This is a genomic window from Streptomyces sp. NPDC028331 (genome assembly GCF_055565775.1).
Genome location: NZ_JBVHTR010000021.1, coordinates 1 through 24456, shown reverse-complemented (window position 1 = coordinate 24456; position 24456 = coordinate 1). Strand labels below are relative to the sequence as shown.

The window sequence follows — 24456 nt, the reverse complement described above, 5'->3', positions numbered from 1 at the left end:
CCGGCGACACCCGCCACGGCGTCACACCGCCCCGCGTTGTGCGGCCTCGGACATCGGATGCGGCGGACGTGCGACGGGCGAAAGCGAGCGGGAGCGCAGTGCTCTTCGGGCCGTCGGCGCGTCGGGACACCAAGTCCGTCTCGCCGAGCGCCTTTGCCGGGCTGCGGGACATCGCCCTCGTGGGAAGCCCGTAGAAGTCCGGGACCTTGAAGGGTGTGGAGGCAAGTCCGGACCGCATACGTGCGGCGATGGTGGCTCAGCAACGGATACTTGCGACAGCACACCGAGCCAGCGGTCCGCTGAACGGGCTGAGCCCGTTCAGCCGCCGCTCTTCCCGCGATCGGCCCAGATGCCCGAGTGGCCCTCCCTCAGGGGGCCGCCCACGAGGTCGAGGATCTCGTGGGCGATCGCGGTCAGCGGGGCGGGGTCGGCGTGTTCGGCGACCCCGAGGTGGGCCCGGAGGAGGGCGGGGCCCAGGACCGGGTCGGCGGTCGTCAGGCGGCGCGGGAGCCACTTGCCGTTGCCCCACCAGGCGCGGCGGTGGTCCGACAGCAGGATGGCCGCGGCCCTGAGCACCAGGCCCGCGATGACCAGTTGCTCGTGGCGGTCGTGGACGTCGGCCAGATCGTCCAGCAGATCGGTGAGCCCGTAGCGAACGTCGTCGCGCTCCTTCGGGGGCAGCCGGTCGGGCCCCGCCTCCACCCGGGCGCGCGCCTCGGCGCGGAGGGCCGCCGCGTGCCCGTCCGGGTCGTGCACCGGGACCGACTCGGCATAGAGGAAGAGCATGGTCCCGCGGCGGCCCGCCCGGTCCGCGGCGAAGATCTCCTCGAGACCGGCACGGGTGTGCGCGAACACCTCCACCACCCTCCCTTCGTGACGGAGCGTCTCGCGACGCGTGACCTCCCCGTCCGGAAGCAGGACGACCACGTCGAGATCACTGGTGGCGGTCGCCCTTCCCCGGGCCGTCGAACCGCCGAGCGCGGCGGCGAGGGCATCCGGGTAACGGCCGTGGACGAGACGGCGTGCCTGCTCGACGGCCGGGGCCGAGGGGACCTCGGGCGGTGGGTGCGGATCCATGGGGGCATGCTGGCACCGCCCTGCGCCCGACGCCCGCGAATTTCCCCGGGCGTCCTGACCAGCCGGTTTCACCGCTCCCCCAGCCATGAAACCGCCGTGAAACCGCCGCAAAGCCGGGTGCCCGCACGCTCCTTTCATGACCACGACACACCACGCGATCACCGCGAGCGGGCTGCGGAAGGCGTACGGCGAGCACGTCGTTCTCGACGGGCTCGACCTGGCCGTCGCCGAGGGCACCGTCTACGCGCTGCTGGGACCCAACGGCGCCGGCAAGACCACCACCGTGCAGATCCTGTCGACCCTGACCTCCGCCGACGGCGGGGACATCCGCGTCGGCGGGCACGACCCCGTCCGCGACCCCCGTGCCGTACGGGCGCAGATCGGCGTCACGGGACAGTTCGCGGCCATCGACGCCAGGCTCACCGGCGAGGAGAACCTGATCCTCATGGCCGACCTGCACCACCTCGGCAAGCGCGAGGGACGCCGGCGCGCGGCCGAACTCCTCGAACGGTTCGGCCTCACCGACGCGGCCCGCAAGCTGCCCTCGGACTACTCCGGCGGCATGCGGCGCCGCCTCGACCTCGCCATGACCCTGGTCGGCGAACCCCGCATCATCTTCCTCGACGAGCCGACCACCGGCCTCGACCCGCGCAGCCGCCACGCGATGTGGCAGATCGTGCGGGAACTGGTCGCGGGCGGCGTCACCGTCTTCCTCACCACCCAGTACCTGGAGGAGGCCGACCAGCTCGCCGACCGCATCGGTGTCCTCAACGGCGGCCGGCTCGTCGCGGAGGGCACGGCCGAGGAGCTCAAGCGGCTAGTCCCCGGCGGCCATGTCCGCCTGCGCTTCGCGGACCCGGCCACGTACGAGCGCGCCGCCCGGGCTCTCGCCGGCATGACCCGGGACGACGAGGCGCTGACCGTGCAGATCCCCAGCGACGGCAGCACCCGGGAGCTGAAGTCCCTCCTGGACTGGCTGGACGTCGAGTCGATCCAGGCGGAGAGCCTGACCGTGCACACCCCCGACCTCGACGACGTGTTCTTCGCCCTGACGACCGAAGCATCTCCCGAAGCATCCTCCGCACAGAAGGCGACCACCCGATGAGCACCCTCTCCTACACCGTCGCCGACTCGGCGACCATGCTGCGCCGCAACCTCAAGCACGTGATCAGGTACCCGTCCATGACCGTCCAGCTCGTCGCGGTCCCGGTCGTCCTGCTGCTGCTGTTCGTCTACATCTTCGGCAACGCTCTCGGCGCCGGCGTCACCCCCGGTGCCCACGGCCACTACGTCGACTACGTGACGCCCGGCATCATCCTCATGTCCACCACCTACGGATGTGTCTCGGTCGCGGTGTTCGTCTGCTCCGACATGACCGAGGGCATCGTCAACCGCTTCCGTACGCTGTCGATCTCCCGCACCGCGGTCCTGAACGGCCACGTCCTCGGCGGTGTCATCCAGACCCTCTTCAGCATCGTCCTGGTCATCGGCGCCGCCCTGCTCACCGGTTTCCGCCCGAACGCCACACCCGTCGAGTGGCTCGCCGCCGCCGGTCTGCTGGCCCTGGTCGTCGTGGCCCTCACCTGGCTGGCGGTCTCCATGGGACTGCGCGCCAAGACCGTGGAGGCGGCCAGCAACGCCCCCACCCCGCTGACCTTCCTGCCCTTCCTCGGCAGCGCGATCGTCCCGACCGGCTCGATGCCGACGGCGGTGCGCTGGTTCGCGGAGTACCAGCCCTTCACTCCGATCACCGAGACCCTGCGCGGTCTGCTCATGGGCACCGCGATCGGCAACAGCGGGATCATCGCGGTCGCCTGGTGCCTCGGACTCAGTGTCCTCGGCTACTTCCGGTCCCGGTGGGCCTATGACAAGGCGTGAGCTTCCCCCGGCGACGGCGGCGTCACCGACGGTCCTCCAGCGCGTCCAGCAGCTTCAGCGCCTCGGCCCGCAACTCCTCACGCCCCAGGGCGGCGTACGTGGACACCGCGTCCTCGTACGCCGCCCTGTCGGCACGCTCCACCGCCTCGTCGACGCGCGCCGAGGACATCGTCGGCTGGAAGTTGCGCAGCAAACGGCAGCGTTCGGCGAGGGCGATCAGCCGGGCCGCCGGGGCCGCGGCGCCGCGGTCCAGCTCCACCAGGGCGAGCGCGAGGAGCAGCACGCTGCAGAGGGCGAGGTGGGCCGTGTACGCGGGCCGGTCGACGGCGGGTCCGGACAGCAGGGTCCGCAGTTTGCCCGGGAGTTCACCGACGAGCTCCGCGACCTGGTCGAGCCGGCCGTGCTGGGCGTGGGCGATCACCGCGGTGCCCTGGGCCTCCAGCGTCCAGGACTCGAAACCGGGCGGCTCACTGGGCGGAAACGGCCTCTCGGCCACCGGGGAGGGCTCGGCGGCCCGGCGCCACATGCGCAGTCCCGCCTCGGTCTCGCCGCGGGCGAGCAGCATCTCGGCGCGCACCCCGCGCTGGAACGTGGCCTGACCGTAGGCGTCGTACGCGTCGTCGGCGTCCTGGGATGTCGACAACTCGAGCCAGTACTGGGCCTCGTCGACGTCGCCGAGCAGCAGCGCGGCCACGACGAGCGCCCAGCGGATCCCGATGCCGTCGGGGCCGGGGCCGAGCCCGAGGAGCCGCTCCTGGAGGTGGAGCGCCACCCGCAGGTGGTGCCGGGCCCGTTCGCCCTGCTCCAGCTTCAGGCTGAGCTCACCGATGCGGGAGTGGGCGAGCAGCAGGACGGCGGGGCGGCGGTCGTCGTCGAGGGCGTCGAGCATGCGGTCCGCGGCGGCGAGGGCGCCCTCGGTGTCGCCGTGCGCCTCCCGTACGTACCCGGTGACGATCTCGGCGACGGCGGCGGCCAAGGGCATGGTGTGCGGCGGCGCGACGGGCGCCAGCACCGCGCGGGCGTCGGCGAGGACAGTCGCGAGGGCGCGGGGGACGGTGTCCGGCGGGGCGGGCGGCAGCCGGCGCAGGACGGTGACGAACCGCAGGGCGTGGGGGTCGACGCCCCGGAGCAGGAAGAGGTCGGAGGCGAAGAACGCGGCGGCCGTGCGGGTGGCTTCCACGAGCGCGGGCCCGGGCCGGAAGTGGCTCAGGAGGTGGCCGGTCTCCTCGATGAGCGCGATCAGGCGAGTGAAGCGGGGCTCGATGTTCCACAGGCCGGCCAGCACGGCGGCGCACGCCACGACGGTGGGCGCCTCGTCGCGGGCGAGCGCGAGGCGCAGGGCGTGCAGCAGGTTGTCCTGCTCGGCACGGACCGGGGCGATGTCGAGGAAGGAGTCGGCGTCGGGGACGGAGGTGTGATGGCGGATCCCGAACTCCCGTGCCCACGCCAGGAACCGGCGAGTGACCTGCTCTGCCTCACCGGCCTCCTTCCGGCGGGCGGTGCTGAACTCCCGTACGGTCTCCAGCATCCGGAAGCGGGCTCCGGACGGGGTGTCCGCGACCTTGAGCAGCGACTGCTCGACGAGATCCTCCACCACGTCGCCGTCTCCGAGGAGTTGGGCGGCCGCGTCCGCGGTGAAGCCGTCCGGGAAGACGGACAGGGCCCGCAGGGCCCGCTGCGCGGCCTCGTCGAGGAGGTGCCAGCTCCAGTCGACGACGGCGAGCAGGGTGCGGTGCCGTTCGGGCGCGTCGCGGGCGCCGCCGCGCAACAGGGCGAAGCGGTCGTCGAGGCGTCGCGCGATCTCGGGGACCGACATGACGCGGACGCGGGCGGCGGCCAGTTCGACGGCGAGGGGCAGCCCGTCGAGGTGGCGGCACAGTTCGTGGACCGGCCCCGGGGGCAGGTCGACGCCTGGACGGGCGGCGCGGGCCCGTTGCTCGAACAGTTCGACCGTGGTCGCGAGGCTCAACTCGGGCAGCAGGTGGACGGATTCGGAGGTCAGTCCGAGCGGGGCACGGCTGGTGGTGAGGACGCGCAGGTCGCGGGTGAGGGAGACGAGGGCGCGCACCAGGTCGGCGGCGCCGCGCACCACCTGTTCGCAGTTGTCGAGGACGAGCAGGGCGGGGCCGGGGCCGAGGGCGGTGGCGATCCCGGTGAGCGGGTCGGCGTGCACGGTCTCGGCGATGCCGAGGGCGGAGGCGACCTCGGCGGTCACGTCGTCGTCCCGGGTGACCCCGGCGAGCGGGACGAAGTAGACGGCCTTCTGCTCGGCCTCGCGGGCTACCACTTGCGCGAGCCGGGTCTTGCCGAGGCCGCCCGGGCCGACGATCGACACGACCCGCCAGGTGCGCAGCAGCCCGGCCACGGCCGCGATGTCGTCGGCACGGCCGAGCAGCGGGTTCGGTTCGTGCGGGATGCCGCGGCGCACGCTGGGCGCCTCCTCCCGCAACAGCTCCTGGTGGACCGCGCGCAGGGCGGGGCCCGGGTCGGTGCCGAGGTCGTCGCGCAGGGCGCGGCGGTAGGCGTCGAAGCGGGCGAGTGCGGCGGCCGGGCCGGCGGTCGCGGCCTCGCAGCGCAGCAGCTCGGCGAGGATCTCCTCGTCGCGCGGGTGGCCGGCGGCGAGCGCGGTGAGCGGTTCGACGGCCTCCGCGTGGCGGCCGAGCCGCGCCAGGGCCAGCGCGCGGGCGCGTACCAGGGCGGCGTACGTCGTCGCGCGCGCCGCCCGCAACGCCGAGACCGGATCGTCGGACATCTCCGCGCCGGGCGGTGCGTCCCAGTGGGCCAGCCCGGCCTCGGCGTGGGCGAGGGCGGCGGTGTGGTCGCCGTCCCGGGCGGCGCGGGCGGCGCGGGTGGCGGCGAGCAGCACGGCGGAGGTGTCGACGGCCTCGGCGTCCAGGGCCAGCCGGTAGCCGGTGGGGGTGGCGGCGATGGTGTCGGGGCCGAACTGGGAGCGGGCGCGGGAGACCAGGACCTGGAGCGCCTTGGTGGGATTCTCCGGCTGCTCGTCGGGCCACAGCCCGTCCACCAGCCGGGCGACGCTGCACCCGGCGCGCGGCTCGTCGGCCAGCAGCGCGAGCAGTCCACGCAGCCGGGGTCCGCTGACCTCCCGCCCGCGATAGGACACCCGTGCGAGGAAGGTCAGCTCGATCGTCACCCGAGTAGGTTAGAGGGGCCCCGTGGATCTTGCGGCTTCCTTTGCCGAGGTGCGGGAGCCGCTTCGGCGCGGGTCCGTTGTCGGTGGCCCGTGCGATAGTGACGGCGTGGATGTGGAGGACCTGGTCCGGCTGCGGCGGGCACGCGACCGGATGGACCGCGAGTACGCCGAGCCGCTGGACATACCGGCGCTCGCCCGCACCGCGCTGATGTCGCCGGGGCACTTCCAGCGCAGCTTCCGCGAGGCGTACGGGGAGACGCCGTACGGCTACCTCATGACCCGGCGTATCGAGCGGGCCAAGGCGCTGCTGCGACGCGGCGACCTGACCGTGACGGAGGTCTGCATGGCCGTGGGCTGCACCTCGCTGGGGTCCTTCAGCTCACGTTTCACGGAACTGGTCGGCGAGACTCCGAGCTCGTACCGGGCGCGGTCGCACGAGCAGGGGGCGCCGATTCCGCCGTGCGTGGCGAAGAACCTGACGCGGCCCCGCCGGGGACGGCCGGGCGACACAAGGACAGACCCTCGCGAGCAGCTCTAGCGTTCTAGCCTGGTCCCATGGACGTGAAGCTCTCCCAGTGTTTCATCGCCGTCGACGACCATGACAAGGCGCTCGCCTTCTACCGGGACGTCCTCGGCCTGGAGGTGCGCAACGACGTCGGCTTCGAGGGGATGCGCTGGGTGACGGTCGGCTCCCCGCTCCAGCCGGACGTGGAGATCGTCCTGGAGCCCCCCGCGGCGAACCCGGACGCCTCCCCCGCCGACCGTCGCGCGATGGCGGAACTGCTCGCCAAGGGCCTCCTGCGCGGTGTCATCTTCTCCACCGAGGACTGCGACGCCCTCTTCGCCCGTGTCCGGGAATCCGGCGCGGAAGTCCTCCAGGAGCCCATGGACCAGCCGTACGGCGTGCGGGACTGCGCCTTCCGCGACCCGGCGGGCAACCTGCTGCGCTTCAACGAGCGCCGCAGCGCCTGACCGGCGCGGGAAACGCCTCTGCGCGCGAGCGGACGGCACGGGAGACGGTGACGGTACGAGCCCGTGCCCCGTCTGCAAGAAGAGGGACCATGCCCCGGCGGGAGTCGTCGGACGCCCCCTAGCGGTCTTTCCCGGCGCGTGCCCCGCGCCGGTCCCGCTGCGTCTGCCCGGGTTCCCGGGCCGCACTCGCCGGGCACTGCGGATTCCGGCAGGGGCCGGGGCGCCATACGGGGACGACGGCGCCCAGCGTCTTGTGGCGCCGTACGACGGTGGCGACGGGCTGCCCGCAGGACGGGCAGACGTGGTCCTGGCTGCCCATGCCTCCAGCGTAGGGCGGGTACGGGCGCGGCGCCCGCCCTGGATCGGGTCGCTGGGTTCAGCGCGGCTCGCGCCACATCGGCCACATCCGCGGGCCGTCCGGCAGGTCCACGGTGCGTCCGGTGCAGGCGAAGCCGAGGCGTTCGTAGAGCCGGGTGCTGCGGGCACTGCTCGCCTCCAGGTAGGCGGGCAGGCCCTCGCGGTCGCAGCGGTCGAGGACGTGCTGGATGAGCGCGGTGCCCAGTCCTTCGCCCTGGCGTGCGGGGGCCACGGCGATCATCCACAGGTACTCGTGGGCGCGGTCCGCGGGGTGCACCTCGGCCACCAGCCGGGCGATCCGTTCCACGCGCTCGTTCTCCGGGTCGACGGCCTCCCGCAGCCGCACCGCCTCGTCCCCTTCCCCGCCCTCCGAGTGGTCCCCGGCGGGCACGGACAGCCACAGCGCGCACGCCGCGCCGTCCTCGGTCAGGTCGATGCGGCCCTCGACGAGCACCACGTCGGTGAACGCGGCCATCAGCCGGGGGTGCGTCCTGCGGCGGTACTCCTCTCCCGGGAAGACCCAGCCGCTGACCGGATCGTTCTGGAACGCCTCGTCCAGCAGCCGGACGACCAGCTCGCGATCGCTCCCGTCGGCTGCCCGAATGGCCACGCCCATCAGCCCGCCCCCTCGCGTCAACTCCGCTACTACGTACGGCGGTTGCAGCCTATCCGGAACGGGATCGGCCGCGGTGAGGCGGGGCGGGAGCCGGCGGGCCTCCGCATCTCGCAGGGAGGCGGGGATGGCCGCCTCTCGATCGGCCGCGGGGACGCAGGGCAGGAAGAGGCAGGCCCTCCGCACATCGCGGTGAGGTGCGGAGGGCCGCCCGGCCGGAACCTCCGGGACCGTGCGGGGTCAGGAGCCGCGCGGGCCCGGGGCTCCGGGGTCCGGCGGTGGTGCCGGTCAGGTGCTGCGCCGCGTGACGAACTCGGCCAGCGCCAGCAGACCGCCCGCCGCCTCCGGGTCGGGGATCGCGCGGGACAGCTCCTGCATCGCCCGGCCCATCCGGTCGGCCGCCTGCGACTGCGCCCAGTCACGACCGCCCGCCCGCTCGACGGCGAGCACGGTGCGCTCCAACTCCCCTTCCTGGTAGGGCCGCTGGTACAGCTCCGCGAGGTCGGCCGCCGCCGGTGTGCCGGAGGTGAGCGCGGCGACCACGGGCAGCGACTTCTTGCGGGCCATGAGGTCCGCTCCGGCCGGCTTGCCGGTGCGGCTGGGATCGCCCCAGATGCCGATCACGTCGTCGATGAGCTGGAATGCGAGCCCGGCCGCACGGCCGAACGCGTCCAGCGCCTCGACGTCCGCCGCGTCCGCCCCCGCGTACAGTGCGCCGAGCGCGCAGGCGCAGCCGAGCAGGGCGCCCGTCTTCGCCTCGGCCATGGCGAGCACCTCCGCGACGGTGACCTCGTGGGGGCCGCACCGCTCCATGGCCGTGTCCGCGTGCTGCCCGGCGCACAGCTCGACGACGCAGGCCGCGAGCCGGGCGGCGGCCGCACCCGACGCCGGGTGCGGGTCCTCGGCGAGCAGGCGCAGGGCCAGCGCCTGCAGGGCGTCCCCCGCGAGGATCGCATCGGCGTCGCCGAACACGGTCCACGCGGTGGGGCGATGCCTTCGGGTGGTGTCCCGGTCCATCACGTCGTCGTGCAGCAGCGTGAAGTTGTGGACGAGTTCCACCGCGGCGGCGGCCCCTACGGCGGCCGCCTCCTGCCCGCCCAGCGCCCGGACGGCGGTCAGCACGAGCGCGGGTCGTATCGCCTTGCCCGCGTTGCCGGTGGCCGGGGTGCCGTCCGCGTGCTCCCAGCCGAAGTGGTAGCGCGCGATCCGGCGCATGGAGCCGGGCAGCGAGTCGACGGCCCGGCGCAGCGCCGGGTCGACCGCGGCGCGGGCATGCTCCAGGATCGCCGCCGCCTCGTGTCCGTCGGGCGGGGCCGGCCGGCCCGGGAGCGGGTCACGCCGCCTCGGGGTGCCGGCCGGACCACGCCGTGCGAGGGCGCTTCCCCGCTTCGGCTCCGTCATGAACTCACCCATGGGACCGCCTCGTTGAGTCTGCGGACGGTGACGCTTCCGCTGCCACCGGGCACATACCCGGAGGATCTACCCGCAGTGACGGGCGCGACACCGGATGCCGCTCGCGGATGGCGGGTGATAGTGCCCCGTGGGCGAACGAGCCGGGAAACGACGTCACCTCCAGCGGCCGATCTCGACGTTCTCCAGGACCCCCAGCGCGTCCGGGACCAGGACGGCGGCCGAGTAGTAGGCCGTCACCAGATAGCTGATGACCGCCTGCTCGTTGATGCCCATGAACCGCACCGACAGGCTCGGTTCGATCTCGTCGGGGATGCCGGACTGACGGAGACCGATGACGCCCTGGTCCTCCTCTCCGGTACGCATGGCGATGATCGAGGTCGTACGGGCCTCACTGACCGGGATCTTGTTGCAGGGGTAGATCGGCACTCCCCGCCAGGTGGGGATGCGGTTGCCGCCAATGTCGATGGTCTCCGGCACGAGTCCGCGCTTGTTGAGTTCGCGGCCGAACGCGGAGATCGCACGCGGGTGGGCCAGGAACAGCTTGGTGCCTCGCCGCCTGCTGAGCAGCTCGTCCATGTCGTCGGGGCTCGGCACGCCGTCGTGCGGCTGCAGCCGCTGGTCGTACTCGCAGTTGCTCAGGAGCCCGAAGTCGGGGTTGTTGATGAGTTCGTGCTCCTGGCGTTCCTTCAGCGCCTCGACCGTCAGCCGCAACTGGTGTTCGGTCTGGTTCATCGGCTGGTTGTAGAGGTCGGCCACGCGCGTGTGGATGCGCAGGACGGTCTGGGCGATGCTCAGTTCGTATTCGCGGGGCGATGCCTCGTAGTCGACGAAGGTGTGCGGGATGTCCGGCTCGCCGCTGTGGCCGGCGGCGAGGTCGATCTCCTTCTCGCCGTACTTGTTGGTGCGCTGGGCGGGGATCGAGCGCTGCCGCTGGAGGTGGTCGCTCAGTGAGGAAGCCCGCTCCGCGACCTGTTCGACGTCCCGGCGGGGCAGGGCGAGCACCGTGCAGGCGGTGACCGCGCGGGCCGTGTACTCCCAGATGGCGTCCGGGTCGATCAGCGCCTGGTCGCCGAAGTAGGCGCCGTCTGCCAGGACGCCCAGCACCGCGTCGTCCCCGTAGGGGCCCGTGCCGATCTTCTCCACCTTGCCGTGCGCGAGCAGGAACACCTCGTCGGCCTGACTGCCGAACTCGGCGAGCACGTCCCCCGGCGCGAACCTGCGCTGCTGGCAGCGCTGGGCGAGTTCGCCGAGCACGTCCAGGTCGTCGTACGCGCGCAGCGCGGGCAGCTCGCCCAGCTCCGCGGGGATCACCGTGACCTGGTCGCCGGTCTTCACGAAGGTCACACGGCCGTCGCCGACCGCGTAGGTGAGGCGGCGGTTCACCCGGTACGTGCCGCCCTGCACGTTCACCCACGGCAGCGTGCGCAGCAGCCACCGTGAGCTGATCTCCTGCATCTGGGGTGCGGACTTGGTGGTGGTGGCCAGGTTCCGCGCGGCCGCGGTGCCGAGGCTCTGCTGCGGCCTGTTCTCCCCGGCGCGGACCTCTTCGCCTACCGACATTGGTAATGCCCCTCCCGGTCATGCGTCTGATCTGCGGCAACAAGACTCCCATCACACAACGTGGTCGCACCATTACACGATTGAGCGGGAATGGATCACCGTGGGGCTGGGCACTGGAGCGCGGTTGCGAGCGACTGCGGGCGGTGGCAGGTGTCCGACAATGGCGGGGTGACCAGCCCTGACGCGCGATATGACCGTGAAACGCCCGACCCGGCGACCGCGCTGCGTCCGCGCCTGCCGTCGCCGCTGCGGGAGGTCGTGGACGAGCGGTTCGCCCGGCACGGCGTGCGGCTGCTGCTCAAGCGCGACGACCTGATCCACCCGGACGTGGGCGGCAACAAGTGGCGCAAGCTCGTCCCCAACCTGCGGGCCGCGGCGGGCCGCCCCCTGCTCACCTTCGGCGGCGCGTACTCCAACCATCTGCGGGCCACGGCCGCGGCGGGGCGGCTGCTGGGGCTGGAGACGATAGGAGTGGTCCGGGGCGAGGAACTGGCCGACCGTCCGCTCAATCCCACGCTGGCCCGGTGCGCGGCCGACGGCATGCGGCTGCACTTCGTCGACAGGTCGACGTATCGCCACAAGACGGAGCCGGAGACGCTGGCCGGCATAGTGCGCGCCGCGGACGCCGAAGAGGCGTACGTGGTGCCGGAAGGCGGCAGCAACTCCCTCGCCGTGCGAGGCTGCCGCGCGCTCGGCGAGGAACTGCGCGGCCGGGCGGACGTGGTCGCCGTGGCCTGCGGCACCGGCGGCACGCTGGCGGGCCTCGCCGCGGGCCTCGCCGCCGGCCAGCGGGCCCTGGGCGTTCCCGTCCTGAAGGGCGACTTCCTGGCCGCCGAGGTGACCGCCCTGCAGACCCGCGCCTTCGGCGGTCTCCGCGGCACCTGGTCCCTGGACGGCCGTTTCCACTTCGGCGGGTACGCCCGCACATCCCCCGATCTCGATGCGTTCGCAACCGACTTCGCCTCCCGCCACGGCCTGCCGGTGGAGCGTCTCTATGTCGCCAAGCTGCTGTACGGACTCGTCACGCTCGCCGAGGAAGGGGCGTTCCCGAGGGGGACGACGGTGGCGGCCGTGATCACGGGCCGCCCCTTCCCCTGACCCGGCGGGGGCTCATGTCGCCTCCCGGTACGCCGCCGCCTCCTCCAGGTCCAGGCGGCGCAGCAGGGTGCGAAGCATCTCGTCGTCGATGTAGCGGTGGTTGCGCAGCTTGACGAAGACCTCCCGTTCCGCGCCGATCATCTCGCGGGACAGACGCCGGTAGGTGTCGTCGACCGTTTCGCCGGTCACCGGGTTCACCGAGCCCAGCCGCTCCCAGACCGCGTTGCGGCGGCGCTCCAGGACCGTGCGGAGGCGGTCGGCCAGTGGCGGCGGCAGCGCGTTGCGCTCGTCCTGAAGGAGTTCGTCCAGACGCTGCTCGGCGGCCCGGGACGCCTGCGCCTGGGCGTTCGCCTCCGCGAGCGTCTCCGCCTGGGGGTCGCGGCCCGGCAGGCGCAGCAGCCGGATGATCGGGGGCAGGCTCAGTCCCTGCACCACCAGCGTGCCGATCACCGTCGTGAAGGTCAGGAAGAGGACCAGGTTGCGGTCGGGGAACGCGCCGCCGCCGTGCACGGTCCGCGGGATGGAGAAGGCGATCGCGAGCGACACCACGCCCCGCATCCCCGCCCAGCCGATGATGAACGGTCCCTTCCAGGTCGGGTTCTCCTCGCGCTCGCGGATGCGTCCGAACAGCGCACGCGGCAGGAAGGTCGCCGGATACACCCAGACGAACCGGGACACGACGACCACCAGGAACACGACCACCGCGTACCAGGCCGCGCGCGTGCCCTCGTAGGGCCCCAGCCCTCTGAGGACGACCGGCAACTGCAGTCCGATGAGCGCGAACACCGCCGACTCCAGCACGAACGCGACCATCTTCCACACCGCCTCCTCCTGGAGCCGGGTCGCGAAGTCGACCTGCCAGTTGTGGTAGCCGAGGTAGAGGGCGACGACGACCACGGCGAGCACGCCGGAGGCGTGCACCCACTCCGCGGCCCCGTAGGCGACGAACGGGATCAACAAGGAGAGCGTGTTCTGCAGCAGCGCCTCCTTCAGGTGGGTGCGCAGCCAGTGGATCGGCATCATCAGCAGCAGACCGACCACGACCCCGCCGACCGCAGCGAGCAGGAACTCCCGCACCCCGCCGGTCCAGGTCGCGCCCTCGCCGACCGCCGCGGCGAGCGCCACCTTGTAGGCGGTGATCGCGGTCGCGTCGTTCACCAGGGACTCGCCCTGCAGGATGGTGGTGATCCGTGACGGCAGCCCCACCCGCCGGGCGACCGCCGTCGCGGCCACCGCGTCCGGCGGCGCGACCACCGCGCCCAGCACCAGGGCCGCCGTCAGCGGCAGGCCCGGCACGATCAGGTAGGCCGCCCAGCCCACGGCGAGCGTGGCGAAGAGCACGTACCCGACGGACAGCAGCGCCACCGGCCGCATCTGCGCCCTCAGGTCCAGGTAGGAGCTGTCGGTGGCCGCCGTGTACAGCAGCGGGGGCAGCACCAGCGGCAGGACGACCTCGGGGTCGAGGGTGTACCCGGGCACGCCGGGCACGTACGAGACGGCCAGACCCACCGCGACGAGCAGCAGGGGCGCGGGCACCGGGGTGCGACGCGCCGCCCCGGCGACGGCCGCGCTGCCGGCGACCAGCAACAGCAGTGGCACCACGTTCATCGTCTTCCGCCCGCCCTCTTTTTCCGCCCGCTACCCACGGAGCCGTCGTAATCTGGCAATCATGAAACAGTGCACGCATGCCGGCGCGCTGCCGCACCCCGAGCCCGAGCCCCAGAGCGAGACCTGCCTGGAGTGCCTCGCCGCCGGCACGCACCCGGTGCAACTGCGGCTGTGCCTGGAGTGCGGACACGTGGGCTGCTGCGACTCCTCGCCCCTGCGGCACGCCACGGGGCACCACGAGGCCACCGGCCACCCGGTGATGCGCACCTTCGAACCGGGCGAGAACTGGCGCTGGTGCTTCGTCGACCATGTACTCGTGTGACCCGCGACCCGCGCCTGTGTGACCCTGGACCGGGACGGTTCGCCGGTCCGGCGTCCGGGTACGTCAAACCGGCGCGCGCTCTTCCCAATTGATTCCGGCAGACCCCTAGCCACTGTGCGTATACATGGGTTTACTATGAGTGACAGTAAGGGGTCGGGGTCCCGGGACAGGTACGTTGAGAGCGCGATAGCGTCACCGCTGAACCACGAGGGGCGTTACCCCGGGGGGTGACCCTCGGTCCCCGAAACAGCTTGTATCACCTTGGAGGTGAGGGTGTCCCAGATCGCAGGCGAGCCCGCGACCCAGGACTTCGTGGAAGTCCGGCTGCCGGCCGCGGGTGCCTACCTGTCGGTGCTGCGCACGGCCACGGCCGGTCTCGCGGCCCGTTTGGACTTCACCCTCGACGAGATCGAGGACCTGCGCATCGCGGTCGACGAGGCCTGCGCGATCCTGCTGCAGCAGGCCGTGCCCGGCTCGGTGCTCAGCTGTGTCTTCCGGCTCATCGACGACTCGCTGGAGGTCACGGTCGCGGCCCCGACCACGGACGGCCATGCCCCCTCGCGGGACACTTTCGCCTGGACCGTCCTGTCGGCGCTGGCCGGCAAGGTCTCCTCCGCGGTCTCCGACGACAAGACCGTGTCCATCAGCCTCTACAAACAGCGCGGCGCGGGACCCGGGCCGGCGTGACGAACGGGGACGGGCCGGTGCGGGACGAAGAGCGCGGCACACGGAAGTTCTCCGCCGGGAGCGCGGGCGGCCCGGGCGGGGCGCGACGCACGGCGGAAGGCGTGGACGGCATCCCCGAGCAGGCTCGTCCGCACCCGGAGGGCCAGGCTTCGGCGGTCATGGCACCCGTGCCGACGGGACCGGCCGGGGCGGACGAGGCGCTCTCCGCCCGGGGCGGCGGACGACGGGATCCAGGCGGAGCCACGAGCACGTCCTCCGGAGGGAACGGGGCCTCCCCTGCTCGAGCGGAGTCGAGAGCTCGGGGAAGGACGACGGGCGGGACGATGAGCGAGCACGAGCGAAACGCTGAGCAGGGTGTGCCGGTCGGCGCACAGCACGACCCACAGGACCGCAGCGGCGCGCGGGCGATGTTCGTCGAACTGCGCAAGCTGAAGGAAGGCAGCCCGGAGTACGCGGAGCTGCGCAACCAGCTGGTCCGCATGCACCTGCCGCTCGTCGAGCACCTCGCGCGCCGCTTCCGCAACCGGGGTGAGCCGCTGGACGATCTGACCCAGGTCGCCACCATCGGTCTGATCAAGTCGGTCGACCGTTTCGACCCGGAGCGGGGCGTCGAGTTCTCGACCTACGCAACCCCGACGGTCGTCGGCGAGATCAAGCGGCACTTCCGCGACAAGGGCTGGGCGGTACGGGTGCCGAGGCGCCTGCAGGAGCTGCGCCTGGCCCTGACGACGGCGACGGCCGAGCTGTCGCAGCAGCACGGCCGCTCCCCGACGGTCCACGAGCTGGCCGAGAAGCTGGCCATCTCGGAGGAGGAGGTCCTGGAGGGCCTGGAGTCCGCCAACGCGTACTCGACGCTGTCCCTGGACGTCCCCGACACGGACGACGAGTCCCCGGCGGTCGCGGACACGCTGGGCGCGGAGGACGAGGCGCTGGAAGGCGTCGAATACCGCGAGTCGCTGAAGCCGCTGCTGGAGGACCTTCCGCCGCGGGAGAAGCGGATCCTGCTGCTGCGCTTCTTCGGCAACATGACGCAGTCACAGATCGCGCAGGAGGTCGGCATCTCCCAGATGCACGTCTCGCGTCTGCTGGCCCGGACGCTGGCACAGCTGCGGGACAAGCTGCTGGTGGAGGAGTAGGGCGGCTCGGGGTGCCGGTCGGCGGCATTCTTCGGCGGCCGGGCGGTGTCCCGGCCGCCGCGTCGCTTCGGCTCGGCACGTGGCGCCCGCGCGCAGGGCTGCCGACCTACATGCCCGCAGTGCCACTGGGCCACTGGGGCTCCTCGGCGACGACCGCCATGCCGTCGGCGCGTCCGGGCAGGAGTCACTCGGCGAGGTCCGTGCCAGGCCCCACGCGCCAACGAGGGTCGGCGGCCGGACACGCCGACAGGGGATGTCCGGCCATGCGCGTCGGATCAACGCGCGGGGGCCGGTGCGGTGCGGCGCAAGGCGGAGGGTCTCCCTTACTCCCTAGCGCTTCGGCTCCTCCGCACGGCCGGGTCCGCGGATTCCGAGGGCCTGCGTCGTCGCCGGGTTCACCAGGAGCACCAGAGCCGTCACCGCGACGACCGCGAGCACGATGCCGACGGGGATCGCGACGCTGTCGGCCCTAAGCAGGTTGTACGCCACCGGCAGCGCCATGATCTGGGTGATGACGGCGGGCCCCCGGCTCCAGCCGCGCCGCAGCAGCAGACCGCGCGCCGCCAGCAGGGGCAGCAGTGCGAGCACGATCAGGGTGATGCCCAGGGTGACGGCCTGACGACGGTCGTCCGGCGAGCCCGTGAAGCCCAGGACGAGCGTCCAGACGCCGCCCGCGACCAGGGCGAGCCCCTCGAGGCCGGCCAGCGCCGCCGCGGCGGTCAGCCGCGCGGGGCGGGGCCCGGCTTCGCGGCTCTCAGGGGTGGGGTTCTGCTCAGCGCTCACCCCTGAAGGGTAGCCCTCGGGCCGGGCCCCGCCGCCGGTGCTCCGGCGCCGCTGTGCCCAAGGCCACTGCCGGGCTTCTTACCGCATCCCTACCCGGGCTGGGGTCGAGTACCGCTCAGTAGGTACCCTGCACACCATGCGTGCACTTCTCGTGGTCAATCCGGCGGCAACCACCACAAGCGCACGTACTCGTGACGTCCTGATCCACGCGCTGGCGAGCGAGATGAAGCTCGAGGCGGTGACCACCGAGTACCGGGGACATGCCCGGGACCTGGGCCGTCAGGCCGCGGAGAGCGAGGACATAGACCTGGTCGTGGCGCTCGGCGGGGACGGCACGGTCAACGAGGTCGTCAACGGCCTGCTGCACCACGGCCCCGACCCCGACCGCCTGCCCCTGCTGGCCGTGGTGCCCGGTGGCTCGACCAACGTCTTCGCCCGCGCCCTCGGCCTGCCCAACGATGTCGTGGAGGCCACCGGCGCCATCCTGGACGGCCTGCGGGAGCGCCGGGAACGCACGGTCGGCCTCGGTCTCGCCGCGGGCACCCCGGGCACCGAGGACGAGGCGGCGCCCTCCCGCTGGTTCACCTTCAACGCCGGCCTCGGCTTCGACGCCGGTGTGGTCGGCCGGGTGGAGCAGCAGAGGGAGCAGGGCAAGCGGTCCACCCATGCGCTGTATCTGCGCCAGGTGGCCCGGCAGTTCCTGGGCGAACCGAACCGCAGGCACGGCACGATCACCCTGGAGCGTGAGGGTGAGGAGCCGGTCACCGATCTGGTGATGTCCATAATCTGCAACACCGCCCCCTGGACGTTTCTCGGCAATCGTCCGGTGTACGCCTCACCTAAGGCCTCGTTCGATACCGCCCTCGACGTGCTCGCCCTGAGCCGCCTCTCGGCGGCCTCGGTTGCCCGGTATGCGACCCAGTTGCTCACTTCGTCCCCCGAGCGCGGACCCCAGGGCAGGCACGTCGTCTCGCTGCACGACCTGACCCGCTTCACCTTGCATTCGAAGGTGCCCCTGCCCCTGCAGATGGACGGCGACCACCTCGGAGTGCGGACCAGCGTGACGTTCACAGGCGTACGCCGTGCACTGCGTGTGATTGTGTGAGCAGAACGGGCCAAAGTCCTTTCACTCGAACGTTTAGGCCAGGATCCACCCCTTGGAAGTACGGCTGTGACCTAGTCGACACCAAGGAATCAAAAAAAACTTTCCGGAAGGGGTTGTATCCGCCGCCGAGGTTTGCGAGTCTCTACGTGGCGCTCGGGACAGCCCGCAACACCGGCTCCCGTCGAGAGCGCCCGAACCCCTCTCCAATTCACAGGACCACGTCAGTGAGTCTGACGATCGGCCCTTCACTTGTTGAGGGATTCGTGAAAGCGTTCACATTCACAAGCAATCTGCACGTAATACCACGGAGAGGTAGCAGCCATGGACTGGCGTCACAACGCCGTTTGCCGCGAGGAAGACCCCGAGCTCTTCTTCCCCATCGGCAACACCGGTCCTGCGCTGCTGCAGATCGAGGAAGCCAAGGCCGTCTGCCGTCGCTGCCCGGTTATCGAGCAGTGCCTGCAGTGGGCGCTCGAGTCCGGCCAGGACTCCGGCGTCTGGGGTGGTCTCAGCGAGGACGAGCGCCGCGCCATGAAGCGCCGCGCCGCCCGCAACCGGGCCCGTCAGGCCTCCGCCTGACACACCCGCCCCGACGAGCCTGAGCTTGGCGGCGCGTACAGCGAGTACGCTTCTCCCGCCCCCGAGCCGCAGCGCGCAGTCGCTAGCAGCAGCTGGCACCAACGAGCTTTAGCCCCGGACCACTTGGTGGTCCGGGGCTCATTGCTGTGTGGACATGGCCACGCGTCGCCGAGGGCGGCGGTGCCGGGGCACGGCGGTGCCGGTATGTGCTCGGCCGCCGCGTCGGCTCATTTCTGGGCACGGACGGGGATGTCCAGGATCACCCGCGTGCCGCGCCCCGGAGCCGGAACCATGTCGAAGGTCCCGCCCAACTCCCCCTCCACCAGCGTCCGCACGATCTGCAACCCGAGGTTGCCCGCGGTCTGCGGGTCGAAGCCCTCGGGCAGGCCGACCCCGTCGTCCTGGACGGTGACCAGAAGGCGCGCCTCCTTCGCCGTACCGCCACGGACGGCCGAGACCTCGACCGTGCCGGTGTCGCCCTGGCGGAAGCCGTGTTCCAGGGCGTTCTGCAGGACCTCGGTGAGCACCATGGACAGCGGGGTGGCGACCTCCGCGTCGAGGATGCCGAAGCGGCCGCTGCGCCGGCCCGTGACCGTGCCCGGCGAGATCTCCGCGACCATCGCGAGCACCCGGTCGGCGATCTCGTCGAACTCCACCCGCTCGTCCAGGTTCTGGGACAGCGTCTCGTGCACGATCGCGATGGAGCCGACCCGCCGCACGGCCTCCTCCAGGGCCTCCCGGCCGCGTTCGGAATCGATACGGCGGGCCTGGAGGCGGAGCAGGGCGGCGACCGTCTGGAGGTTGTTCTTCACCCGGTGGTGGATCTCCCGGATGGTCGCGTCCTTGGTGATCAACTCCCGCTCCCGCCGCCGCAGTTCGGTGACGTCCCGGAGCAGGACGAGCGAACCGATACGGGTGCCCTTGGGCTTGAGGGGGATCGCGCGGAACTGGATCACCCCGTCGTTGGCCTCGATCTCGAACTCGCGCGGCGCCCATCCGCTCGCCAGCTTGACCAGCGCCTCGTCCACCGGCCCCTTCGTCGGGGCGAGTTCCGCCGTGGTCTTGCCGAGGTGGTGGCCGACGAGGTCGGCGGCGAGGCCGAGCCGGTGGTAGGCCGACAGGGCGTTCGGTGACGCGTACTGGACGGTGCCGTCCGCGTCGAGCCTGATCAGTCCGTCGCCGACGCGCGGTGAGGCGTCCATGTCGACCTGCTGGTCGGGGAACGGGAAGGCGCCGGCCGCGATCATCTGGGCCAGGTCGGACGCGCTCTGCAGGTAGGTGAGCTCCAGCCGGCTCGGTGTGCGCACGGTCAGCAGGTTGGTGTTGCGCGCGATGACACCGAGGACGCGTCCGCCGCAGCGTACGGGGATGGACTCGACCCGGACCGGGACCTCCTCGCGCCACTCGGGGTCGCCCTCACGCACGATCCGGCCCTCGTCCAGCGCCGCGTCCAGCATCGGGCGGCGGCCGCGGGGGACGAGGTGGCCGACCATGTCGTCCTGGTAGGAGGTCGGGCCGGTGTTGGGGCGCATCTGCGCCACCGACACATAGCGGGTGCCGTCGAGAGTGGGCACCCACAGGACCAGGTCGGCGAAGGAGAGATCGGACAGCAGCTGCCACTCCGACACCAGCAGATGCAACCACTCCAGGTCGGAGTCGCTGAGGGCGGTGTGCTGGCGGACCAGCTCGTTCATGGAGGGCACGTGTGCGAGGGTACCTGGGCGTTCGGACATGGATCGAAATCGGCCGGCGCGGGTGACCCAGCGGCGCACGTCCCGTACGACCCCGCCGAGGAGGCGGTCGCGGTGCGGCTCGCACGGCCCCGGAAGCACCCGCGGGCCGCGGCGCCTGGGAGGGACCCTCAACCCTCCCGGCACCGCAGCCCGGAGCATCAACGGCCGTGGGGTGTGCGGTCCCGGTCGGCCGAAGGCCGAGGAGCCGGAGCAGTCAGGGCAGAGAGCGCCGGTTCCCCGGTCCGCCTTCCTGTGCGGGGAAGGCGGGGCTTTGTGGCTTTACTTGTTTAACCCACAGGCGGTGGTCTGGTGGACTAGACCACGCCGACGAGACCATGGTGCTGTGTCCCGGCGCCTGTGTCCATGCGTTGGAGGATGTTTGTTGTTGTCTCTTTATCAGACATCCCCGCCGTCGCGCATCCCGCCGGCCGGACGCCTCGACCACTCACCCGGAGCCTAGCCCCCGGACGCTGCCTCGCGGGGCCAGACGGTCAGGGCGACCTGAGCGAGAGCCTCCAGGTCCTCCCGGGTCGCTCCGTCGCGCGCCTGTTGGGACATGCCCTGGATGATCGCGCCGACGTACCGGGCGAGGCCGCGGGCATCGGTGCCGGCGGGCAGCTCACCGGCGTCGACTCCCGCCCGGACACGGCTCTCGAAGGCGTCGATGTTGGCATTGCGCCGCGCCCGCAGGGACTCCTCGACCTCGGGCGTCGAACAGTTGGTGGCCGCGTGGATGACGAGGCAGCCGTGCGGGCGCCCGGGGGCCGTGTAGCTCTCGGCGGCCTCGCGGAGCATGCGCTCGAAGGCGGCACGAGCGGTCGGCTCCTCGGCGAGGGCACGGTCGCCGAAGGACCCGTACCGCTCTCCGTAGACACCGACGACCTCCTCGAAGAGGGAGCGCTTGTCGCCGAACGCCGCGTACAGGCTCGGTGCGCCGATCCCCATGACCCGGGTCAGGTCCGAGACGGAGGTGGCCTCGTAGCCGTGCTCCCAGAAGGCGAGGAGGGCCTTTTCGAGCGCGGTCTCGCGGTCGAAGGAGCGGGGGCGCCCGCGAGGGCGGGAGGGCCCGGAGCCGCCGGGTGCGGATGCCGGCCCGTTCGCGGGCCGACGCTCCGGCACGGTCTCCGTCGGGGCCCCGGGTCGCGGCTCGGGCACTCGGTCGCTGTCCTGGCTCTCCACCATGGGGTGGATTTTATAGCGGGTGCTAGAGAAATGTCGCCGCCCTGCGGTACGGTCTTTTCTGTATCGACCGCTAGGGAATTGGAGGGGTGTCGGCATGGGTGTGCTCACGGGGAGGACCGCGCTCGTCACGGGGGCGAGCAGGGGCATCGGCCGGGGAATCGCCGAGCGGCTGGCACGTGACGGTGCGCGGGTGGGGGTGCACTACGGCAGGAACGAGTCGGCGGCGAAGGAGACGGTCGCCGCCATCGAGAGGGCGGGCGGTTCCGCGTTCGCGATCGGCGTCGAGCTGGGACTGCCGGGCGACGTGCAGGCCCTGTGGGAGGCGTTCGACCGCCATGCGGACGGGGTGGACATCCTGGTCAACAACGCCGGGATCGGCAGTACGCGCCCGCTGCCCGAGATCGACGAGGAGGAGTACGACAAGGTCTTCGCGGTGAACGTGAAGGCGCCGTTCTTCCTCGTGCGCCAGGGCCTGGACCGGCTGAGGGACGGAGGTCGCGTCATCAACATCTCCTCCGGCCTGTCCAGGACGGCGGCGATGCCGCAGCTGAGCGCGTACGCGATGACCAAGGCCGCACTGGACGTCTTCACCCGCGACCTGTCCAAGGTGCTGGGCCCTCGCGGCATCACCGTGAACTCGGTGGCGCCCGGGATCATCGACACCGACAACACCGCCGAGTTGCTGCACGGCACACCGGACGGCGCGGCCTGGGCCGCCTCGATATCGGCACTGGGCCGCGTGGGCACCCCGGCGGACGTGGCGGACGTGGTGGCGTTCCTGGCCTCCGACGCCGGCCGCTGGGTCACGGGAAGCTGGGTCGACGCGACGGGAGGCTCGCTCATGTAGTGCCGCGACGGGCAACGTTCGCCCGTCGCGACGCCCCGCACACCCGGTCGCTCCTCAGTGGGTCTCCGTCACCTTCGCCAGGGCGCGCGGGGCGTCCGGGTCCTGGCCACGGGCGATGGTGACCTCGTACGCCAGGAGCTGGAGCGGGATGATCTCGAGGATCGGCTGGACCTCCTCGGCCACGCCCTCGGTCGGCAGGACGAACCCGGCCGACGCCTGCTCGACCTGGCTGCGCGGGCCGATGACGACGAGGTCGGCGCCGCGGCCGCGCAGCCGGTCGAGCACGGGCTGGAGCGCGGCGCCGCCCTTGCCGTCCGTGACGACGGCGATGACCGGCGAGACGTTGTCGACCATGGCGAGCGGGCCGTGCAGGAGGTCGGCGCCGGAGTAGGAGAGGGCGGGGATGTAGCTGGTCTCCATCAGCTTCAGGGCGGCTTCCTTCGCGGTGGGGTAGCCGTAGCCGCGCGAGGTGATGACCATGCGCTCGGCGAAGCGGTAGCGGGCGGCGAGGGTGCGGACCTCGTCCTGCCGGGCGAGGAGTCGCTCGGCGAGGTCGGGCAGTGCCTTCGCGGGGGCGCCGTCGCCGCCGCGCAGTCCTTCGACGAAGAGATAGAGGGCGAGAAGGGAGGCGGTGTAGGTCTTGGTCGCGGGGAGGGCCTTCTCCTCACCGGCCATGATGTCGATGTGGTACTCGGAGACCGCGGCGAGCGGTGAGTCCGGGTTGTTGGTCACGGCGAGCGTGAGGGCGCCGGCCTCGCGGGCGGCGCGCGTCGAGGCCACCAGGTCCGGGGATCCGCCGGACTGGCTGACGGTGATGACGAGGACGTCGGTGAGGTCGGGGCGGGCGCCGTAGGCCGTGGTCGTGGACATCGAGGTGAGACCGCAGGGCAGGCCGAGGCGGATCTCCAGGAGGTATTTGGCGTAGAGCGCGGCGTTGTCCGAGGTGCCGCGGGCCGTCAGCAGCACGAACCGGGGCCTGCGGGCGGCGACCTCGCGGGCCACCTCCCGGATGCGCGGCGCCCCTTCGTCCAGGATGCGGCGCAGCACGGCGGGCTGTTCGGCCATCTCCCGGGCCATGGTCCGCCCCGGCAGATCTCGCTGAGGGTCCGGTGTCGTCGGCGTCATGGGGTTCCTCCCGGGGGTGGGCAGTGCCTCTCGCTCTGGGGTGACGGCTCCTATTCCACCCCCTCGGACCGGACGGCGCCTCGCCGGGGACGGTGTGGCGGATGTGCGTCCGGGGATACCGGGCGGAGCGGGGCGGACCCGTCGTGGCGTCGGCCGCGATCCGCCCGGCAAGCGCCCTGCCCGGCCATCGTGTTCGGGAGGCCGCCGGCTTGTGGGAGACCACCCTCCGCCTCACCGGCGAACAGCCCTGTCCCCAGCCCCGTCGGCACCCCCGGCTCTGTTAGATTGGTCTAAACCACATGGTCCACTCCCCCGGTTCCCCGTCCCTCTCCTCAGATCGGCAGGCCCAGCGTGGAAGTTGTCATCGTTCCGGACGCCCAGGCGGGTGGCGAGCTCATCGCCGAGGCCATGGCGCAGCTGCTCCGACGCAAGCCCGACGCCCTGCTCGGTGTGGCCACCGGGTCGACACCGTTGCCCGTCTACGAGGCGCTCGCGGCCAAGGTGCGCTCCGGTGCCGTGGACGTCTCGCGGGCGCGCGTCGCCCAGCTCGACGAGTACGTCGGGCTCCCCGCGGACCACCCGGAGTCCTACCGTTCCGTCCTCCGGCGGGAGGTGTTGGAGCCGCTCGGGATAGGCATGGACGCCTTCCTGGGGCCCGACGGCACCGCGGAGGACGTGCAGGGTGCGTGCGAGGCGTACGACAGGGCGCTCACCGCAGCCGGTGGCGTGGATCTGCAACTGCTCGGGATCGGCACCGACGGGCACATCGGGTTCAACGAGCCGTGCTCCTCGCTCGCCTCCCGCACCCGGATCAAGACGCTCACCGAGCAGACCCGCATCGACAACGCCCGTTTCTTCGCCGGCGACATCGACCAGGTGCCGCACCACGTGATCACCCAGGGCATAGGCACGATCCTCGAGGCACGGCACCTGGTGCTGCTGGCGACCGGCGAGGGCAAGGCGGACGCGGTCGCCGCGACCGTCGAGGGCCCGGTCGCCGCCGTCTGCCCGGCCTCCGCGCTCCAGCTCCACCCGCACGCGACCGTCGTCGTGGACGAGGCCGCCGCGTCCAAGCTGAAGCTCGCCGACTACTTCCGCCACACCTACGCCAACAAGCCCGACTGGCAGGGCATCTAGTGCTGTGACCGGAAAGGTTTGCCGGGAAGCTCGCGGCGTCCGGTGCGGTACATCGCAAGGCGGAGCATCGCCCGCGTACTGGATGTACTC

23 protein-coding genes are annotated in these 24456 nt (G+C 72.0%); 12 read left to right on the top strand and 11 right to left on the bottom strand.

Annotated features, from left to right (window positions below):
- Positions 1–318: 318 nt before the first annotated feature.
- Positions 319–1077: a nucleotidyltransferase domain-containing protein gene (locus ACZ4SW_RS27115; RefSeq protein WP_468250837.1), complete on the bottom strand. Its 759-nt coding sequence runs from the start codon at positions 1075–1077 to the stop codon at positions 319–321.
- 136 nt (positions 1078–1213) lie between these two features.
- Here ACZ4SW_RS27115 and ACZ4SW_RS27110 point away from each other — a divergent pair, with 136 nt between their 5' ends.
- The gene (locus tag ACZ4SW_RS27110) at positions 1214–2182 is read left to right on the top strand and encodes an ATP-binding cassette domain-containing protein (RefSeq protein WP_468250835.1); all 969 of its coding nucleotides are present in this window, start codon (positions 1214–1216) and stop codon (positions 2180–2182) included.
- Entirely contained in the window at positions 2179–2955 is a 777-nt protein-coding gene (locus tag ACZ4SW_RS27105) for an ABC transporter permease (RefSeq protein ID WP_468250833.1), read from the top strand. Before ACZ4SW_RS27110 ends, ACZ4SW_RS27105 begins: the two co-directional genes overlap by 4 nt.
- Before the next feature lie 22 nt (positions 2956–2977).
- Here the strand turns inward: ACZ4SW_RS27105 and ACZ4SW_RS27100 are convergent, their stop codons facing one another.
- Positions 2978–6109 carry an ATP-binding protein gene (locus ACZ4SW_RS27100; protein ID WP_468250831.1) on the bottom strand — a complete coding sequence of 1044 codons (3132 nt, stop codon included), beginning with the start codon at positions 6107–6109 and terminating at the stop codon, positions 2978–2980.
- Positions 6110–6215: 106 nt separating this feature from the next.
- Here ACZ4SW_RS27100 and ACZ4SW_RS27095 point away from each other — a divergent pair, with 106 nt between their 5' ends.
- Together ACZ4SW_RS27095 and ACZ4SW_RS27090 are read left to right on the top strand one after the other, a co-directional pair.
- Complete coding sequence (locus tag ACZ4SW_RS27095) at positions 6216–6647, top strand: helix-turn-helix transcriptional regulator (RefSeq protein ID WP_468250829.1); 432 nt, start codon at positions 6216–6218, stop codon at positions 6645–6647.
- Positions 6648–6664: 17 nt separating this feature from the next.
- Complete coding sequence (locus tag ACZ4SW_RS27090; protein ID WP_468250827.1) at positions 6665–7081, top strand: VOC family protein; 417 nt, start codon at positions 6665–6667, stop codon at positions 7079–7081.
- 118 nt (positions 7082–7199) lie between these two features.
- On the opposite strand, the gene ACZ4SW_RS27085 is transcribed toward ACZ4SW_RS27090, so the two are convergent.
- From ACZ4SW_RS27085 to ACZ4SW_RS27070, 4 genes are all read right to left on the bottom strand, one after another.
- A complete protein-coding gene (locus ACZ4SW_RS27085; RefSeq protein WP_468250825.1) occupies positions 7200–7400 on the bottom strand; it encodes a hypothetical protein in 201 nt (66 codons plus the stop codon).
- A gap of 57 nt (positions 7401–7457) precedes the next feature.
- Positions 7458–8054, bottom strand: a complete 597-nt coding sequence (locus ACZ4SW_RS27080) for a GNAT family N-acetyltransferase (RefSeq protein WP_468250823.1) — start codon at positions 8052–8054, stop codon at positions 7458–7460.
- Positions 8055–8339: 285 nt separating this feature from the next.
- Positions 8340–9452 carry a family 2 encapsulin nanocompartment cargo protein polyprenyl transferase gene (locus ACZ4SW_RS27075; protein ID WP_468250821.1) on the bottom strand — a complete coding sequence of 371 codons (1113 nt, stop codon included), beginning with the start codon at positions 9450–9452 and terminating at the stop codon, positions 8340–8342.
- Between the two features lie 165 nt (positions 9453–9617).
- A complete protein-coding gene (locus tag ACZ4SW_RS27070; protein ID WP_468250819.1) occupies positions 9618–11024 on the bottom strand; it encodes a family 2B encapsulin nanocompartment shell protein in 1407 nt (468 codons plus the stop codon).
- 90 nt (positions 11025–11114) lie between these two features.
- Between ACZ4SW_RS27070 and ACZ4SW_RS27065 the strand changes: the two genes are divergently transcribed.
- Positions 11115–12122, top strand: a complete 1008-nt coding sequence (locus ACZ4SW_RS27065) for a 1-aminocyclopropane-1-carboxylate deaminase/D-cysteine desulfhydrase (RefSeq protein WP_468250817.1) — start codon at positions 11115–11117, stop codon at positions 12120–12122.
- Positions 12123–12134: 12 nt separating this feature from the next.
- Here the strand turns inward: ACZ4SW_RS27065 and ACZ4SW_RS27060 are convergent, their stop codons facing one another.
- The gene (locus ACZ4SW_RS27060) at positions 12135–13730 is read right to left on the bottom strand and encodes a Na+/H+ antiporter (protein WP_468250815.1); all 1596 of its coding nucleotides are present in this window, start codon (positions 13728–13730) and stop codon (positions 12135–12137) included.
- Positions 13731–13791: 61 nt separating this feature from the next.
- On the opposite strand from ACZ4SW_RS27060, the gene ACZ4SW_RS27055 reads away from it, so the two are divergent.
- From ACZ4SW_RS27055 to ACZ4SW_RS27045, 3 genes are all read left to right on the top strand, one after another.
- Positions 13792–14052: a UBP-type zinc finger domain-containing protein gene (locus ACZ4SW_RS27055; RefSeq protein WP_468250812.1), complete on the top strand. Its 261-nt coding sequence runs from the start codon at positions 13792–13794 to the stop codon at positions 14050–14052.
- A gap of 273 nt (positions 14053–14325) precedes the next feature.
- Complete coding sequence (locus ACZ4SW_RS27050; RefSeq protein ID WP_103839295.1) at positions 14326–14739, top strand: ATP-binding protein; 414 nt, start codon at positions 14326–14328, stop codon at positions 14737–14739.
- Positions 14736–15875: an RNA polymerase sigma factor SigF gene (locus tag ACZ4SW_RS27045; RefSeq protein ID WP_468250810.1), complete on the top strand. Its 1140-nt coding sequence runs from the start codon at positions 14736–14738 to the stop codon at positions 15873–15875. The genes ACZ4SW_RS27050 and ACZ4SW_RS27045 overlap by 4 nt, the downstream gene beginning before the upstream one ends.
- Before the next feature lie 330 nt (positions 15876–16205).
- Here the strand turns inward: ACZ4SW_RS27045 and ACZ4SW_RS27040 are convergent, their stop codons facing one another.
- On the bottom strand, positions 16206–16658 hold the full coding sequence (locus tag ACZ4SW_RS27040) for a hypothetical protein (protein ID WP_468250808.1): 453 nt from the start codon (positions 16656–16658) through the stop codon (positions 16206–16208).
- A 136-nt stretch (positions 16659–16794) separates the two neighbouring features.
- On the opposite strand from ACZ4SW_RS27040, the gene ACZ4SW_RS27035 reads away from it, so the two are divergent.
- Both ACZ4SW_RS27035 and ACZ4SW_RS27030 read left to right on the top strand, forming a co-directional pair.
- On the top strand, positions 16795–17763 hold the full coding sequence (locus tag ACZ4SW_RS27035; RefSeq protein WP_468250806.1) for a diacylglycerol/lipid kinase family protein: 969 nt from the start codon (positions 16795–16797) through the stop codon (positions 17761–17763).
- Between the two features lie 321 nt (positions 17764–18084).
- Entirely contained in the window at positions 18085–18342 is a 258-nt protein-coding gene (locus ACZ4SW_RS27030) for a WhiB family transcriptional regulator (protein ID WP_003992873.1), read from the top strand.
- Between the two features lie 227 nt (positions 18343–18569).
- Here the strand turns inward: ACZ4SW_RS27030 and ACZ4SW_RS27025 are convergent, their stop codons facing one another.
- Positions 18570–20036, bottom strand: coding sequence for a sensor histidine kinase (locus ACZ4SW_RS27025; protein ID WP_468251043.1), 1467 nt, complete (start codon positions 20034–20036; stop codon positions 18570–18572).
- A 495-nt stretch (positions 20037–20531) separates the two neighbouring features.
- Complete coding sequence (locus ACZ4SW_RS27020; protein WP_468250804.1) at positions 20532–21257, bottom strand: TetR/AcrR family transcriptional regulator; 726 nt, start codon at positions 21255–21257, stop codon at positions 20532–20534.
- Positions 21258–21351: 94 nt separating this feature from the next.
- Between ACZ4SW_RS27020 and ACZ4SW_RS27015 the strand changes: the two genes are divergently transcribed.
- On the top strand, positions 21352–22104 hold the full coding sequence (locus ACZ4SW_RS27015) for an SDR family oxidoreductase (protein WP_468250802.1): 753 nt from the start codon (positions 21352–21354) through the stop codon (positions 22102–22104).
- Between the two features lie 54 nt (positions 22105–22158).
- Here the strand turns inward: ACZ4SW_RS27015 and ACZ4SW_RS27010 are convergent, their stop codons facing one another.
- Positions 22159–23229 (bottom strand): SIS domain-containing protein, encoded by a 1071-nt coding sequence (locus ACZ4SW_RS27010; RefSeq protein WP_468250800.1) that lies wholly within the window; start codon positions 23227–23229, stop codon positions 22159–22161.
- 351 nt (positions 23230–23580) lie between these two features.
- Here ACZ4SW_RS27010 and nagB point away from each other — a divergent pair, with 351 nt between their 5' ends.
- Positions 23581–24366: a glucosamine-6-phosphate deaminase gene (gene nagB, locus ACZ4SW_RS27005; RefSeq protein WP_468250798.1), complete on the top strand. Its 786-nt coding sequence runs from the start codon at positions 23581–23583 to the stop codon at positions 24364–24366.
- Positions 24367–24456: the final 90 nt, after the last annotated feature.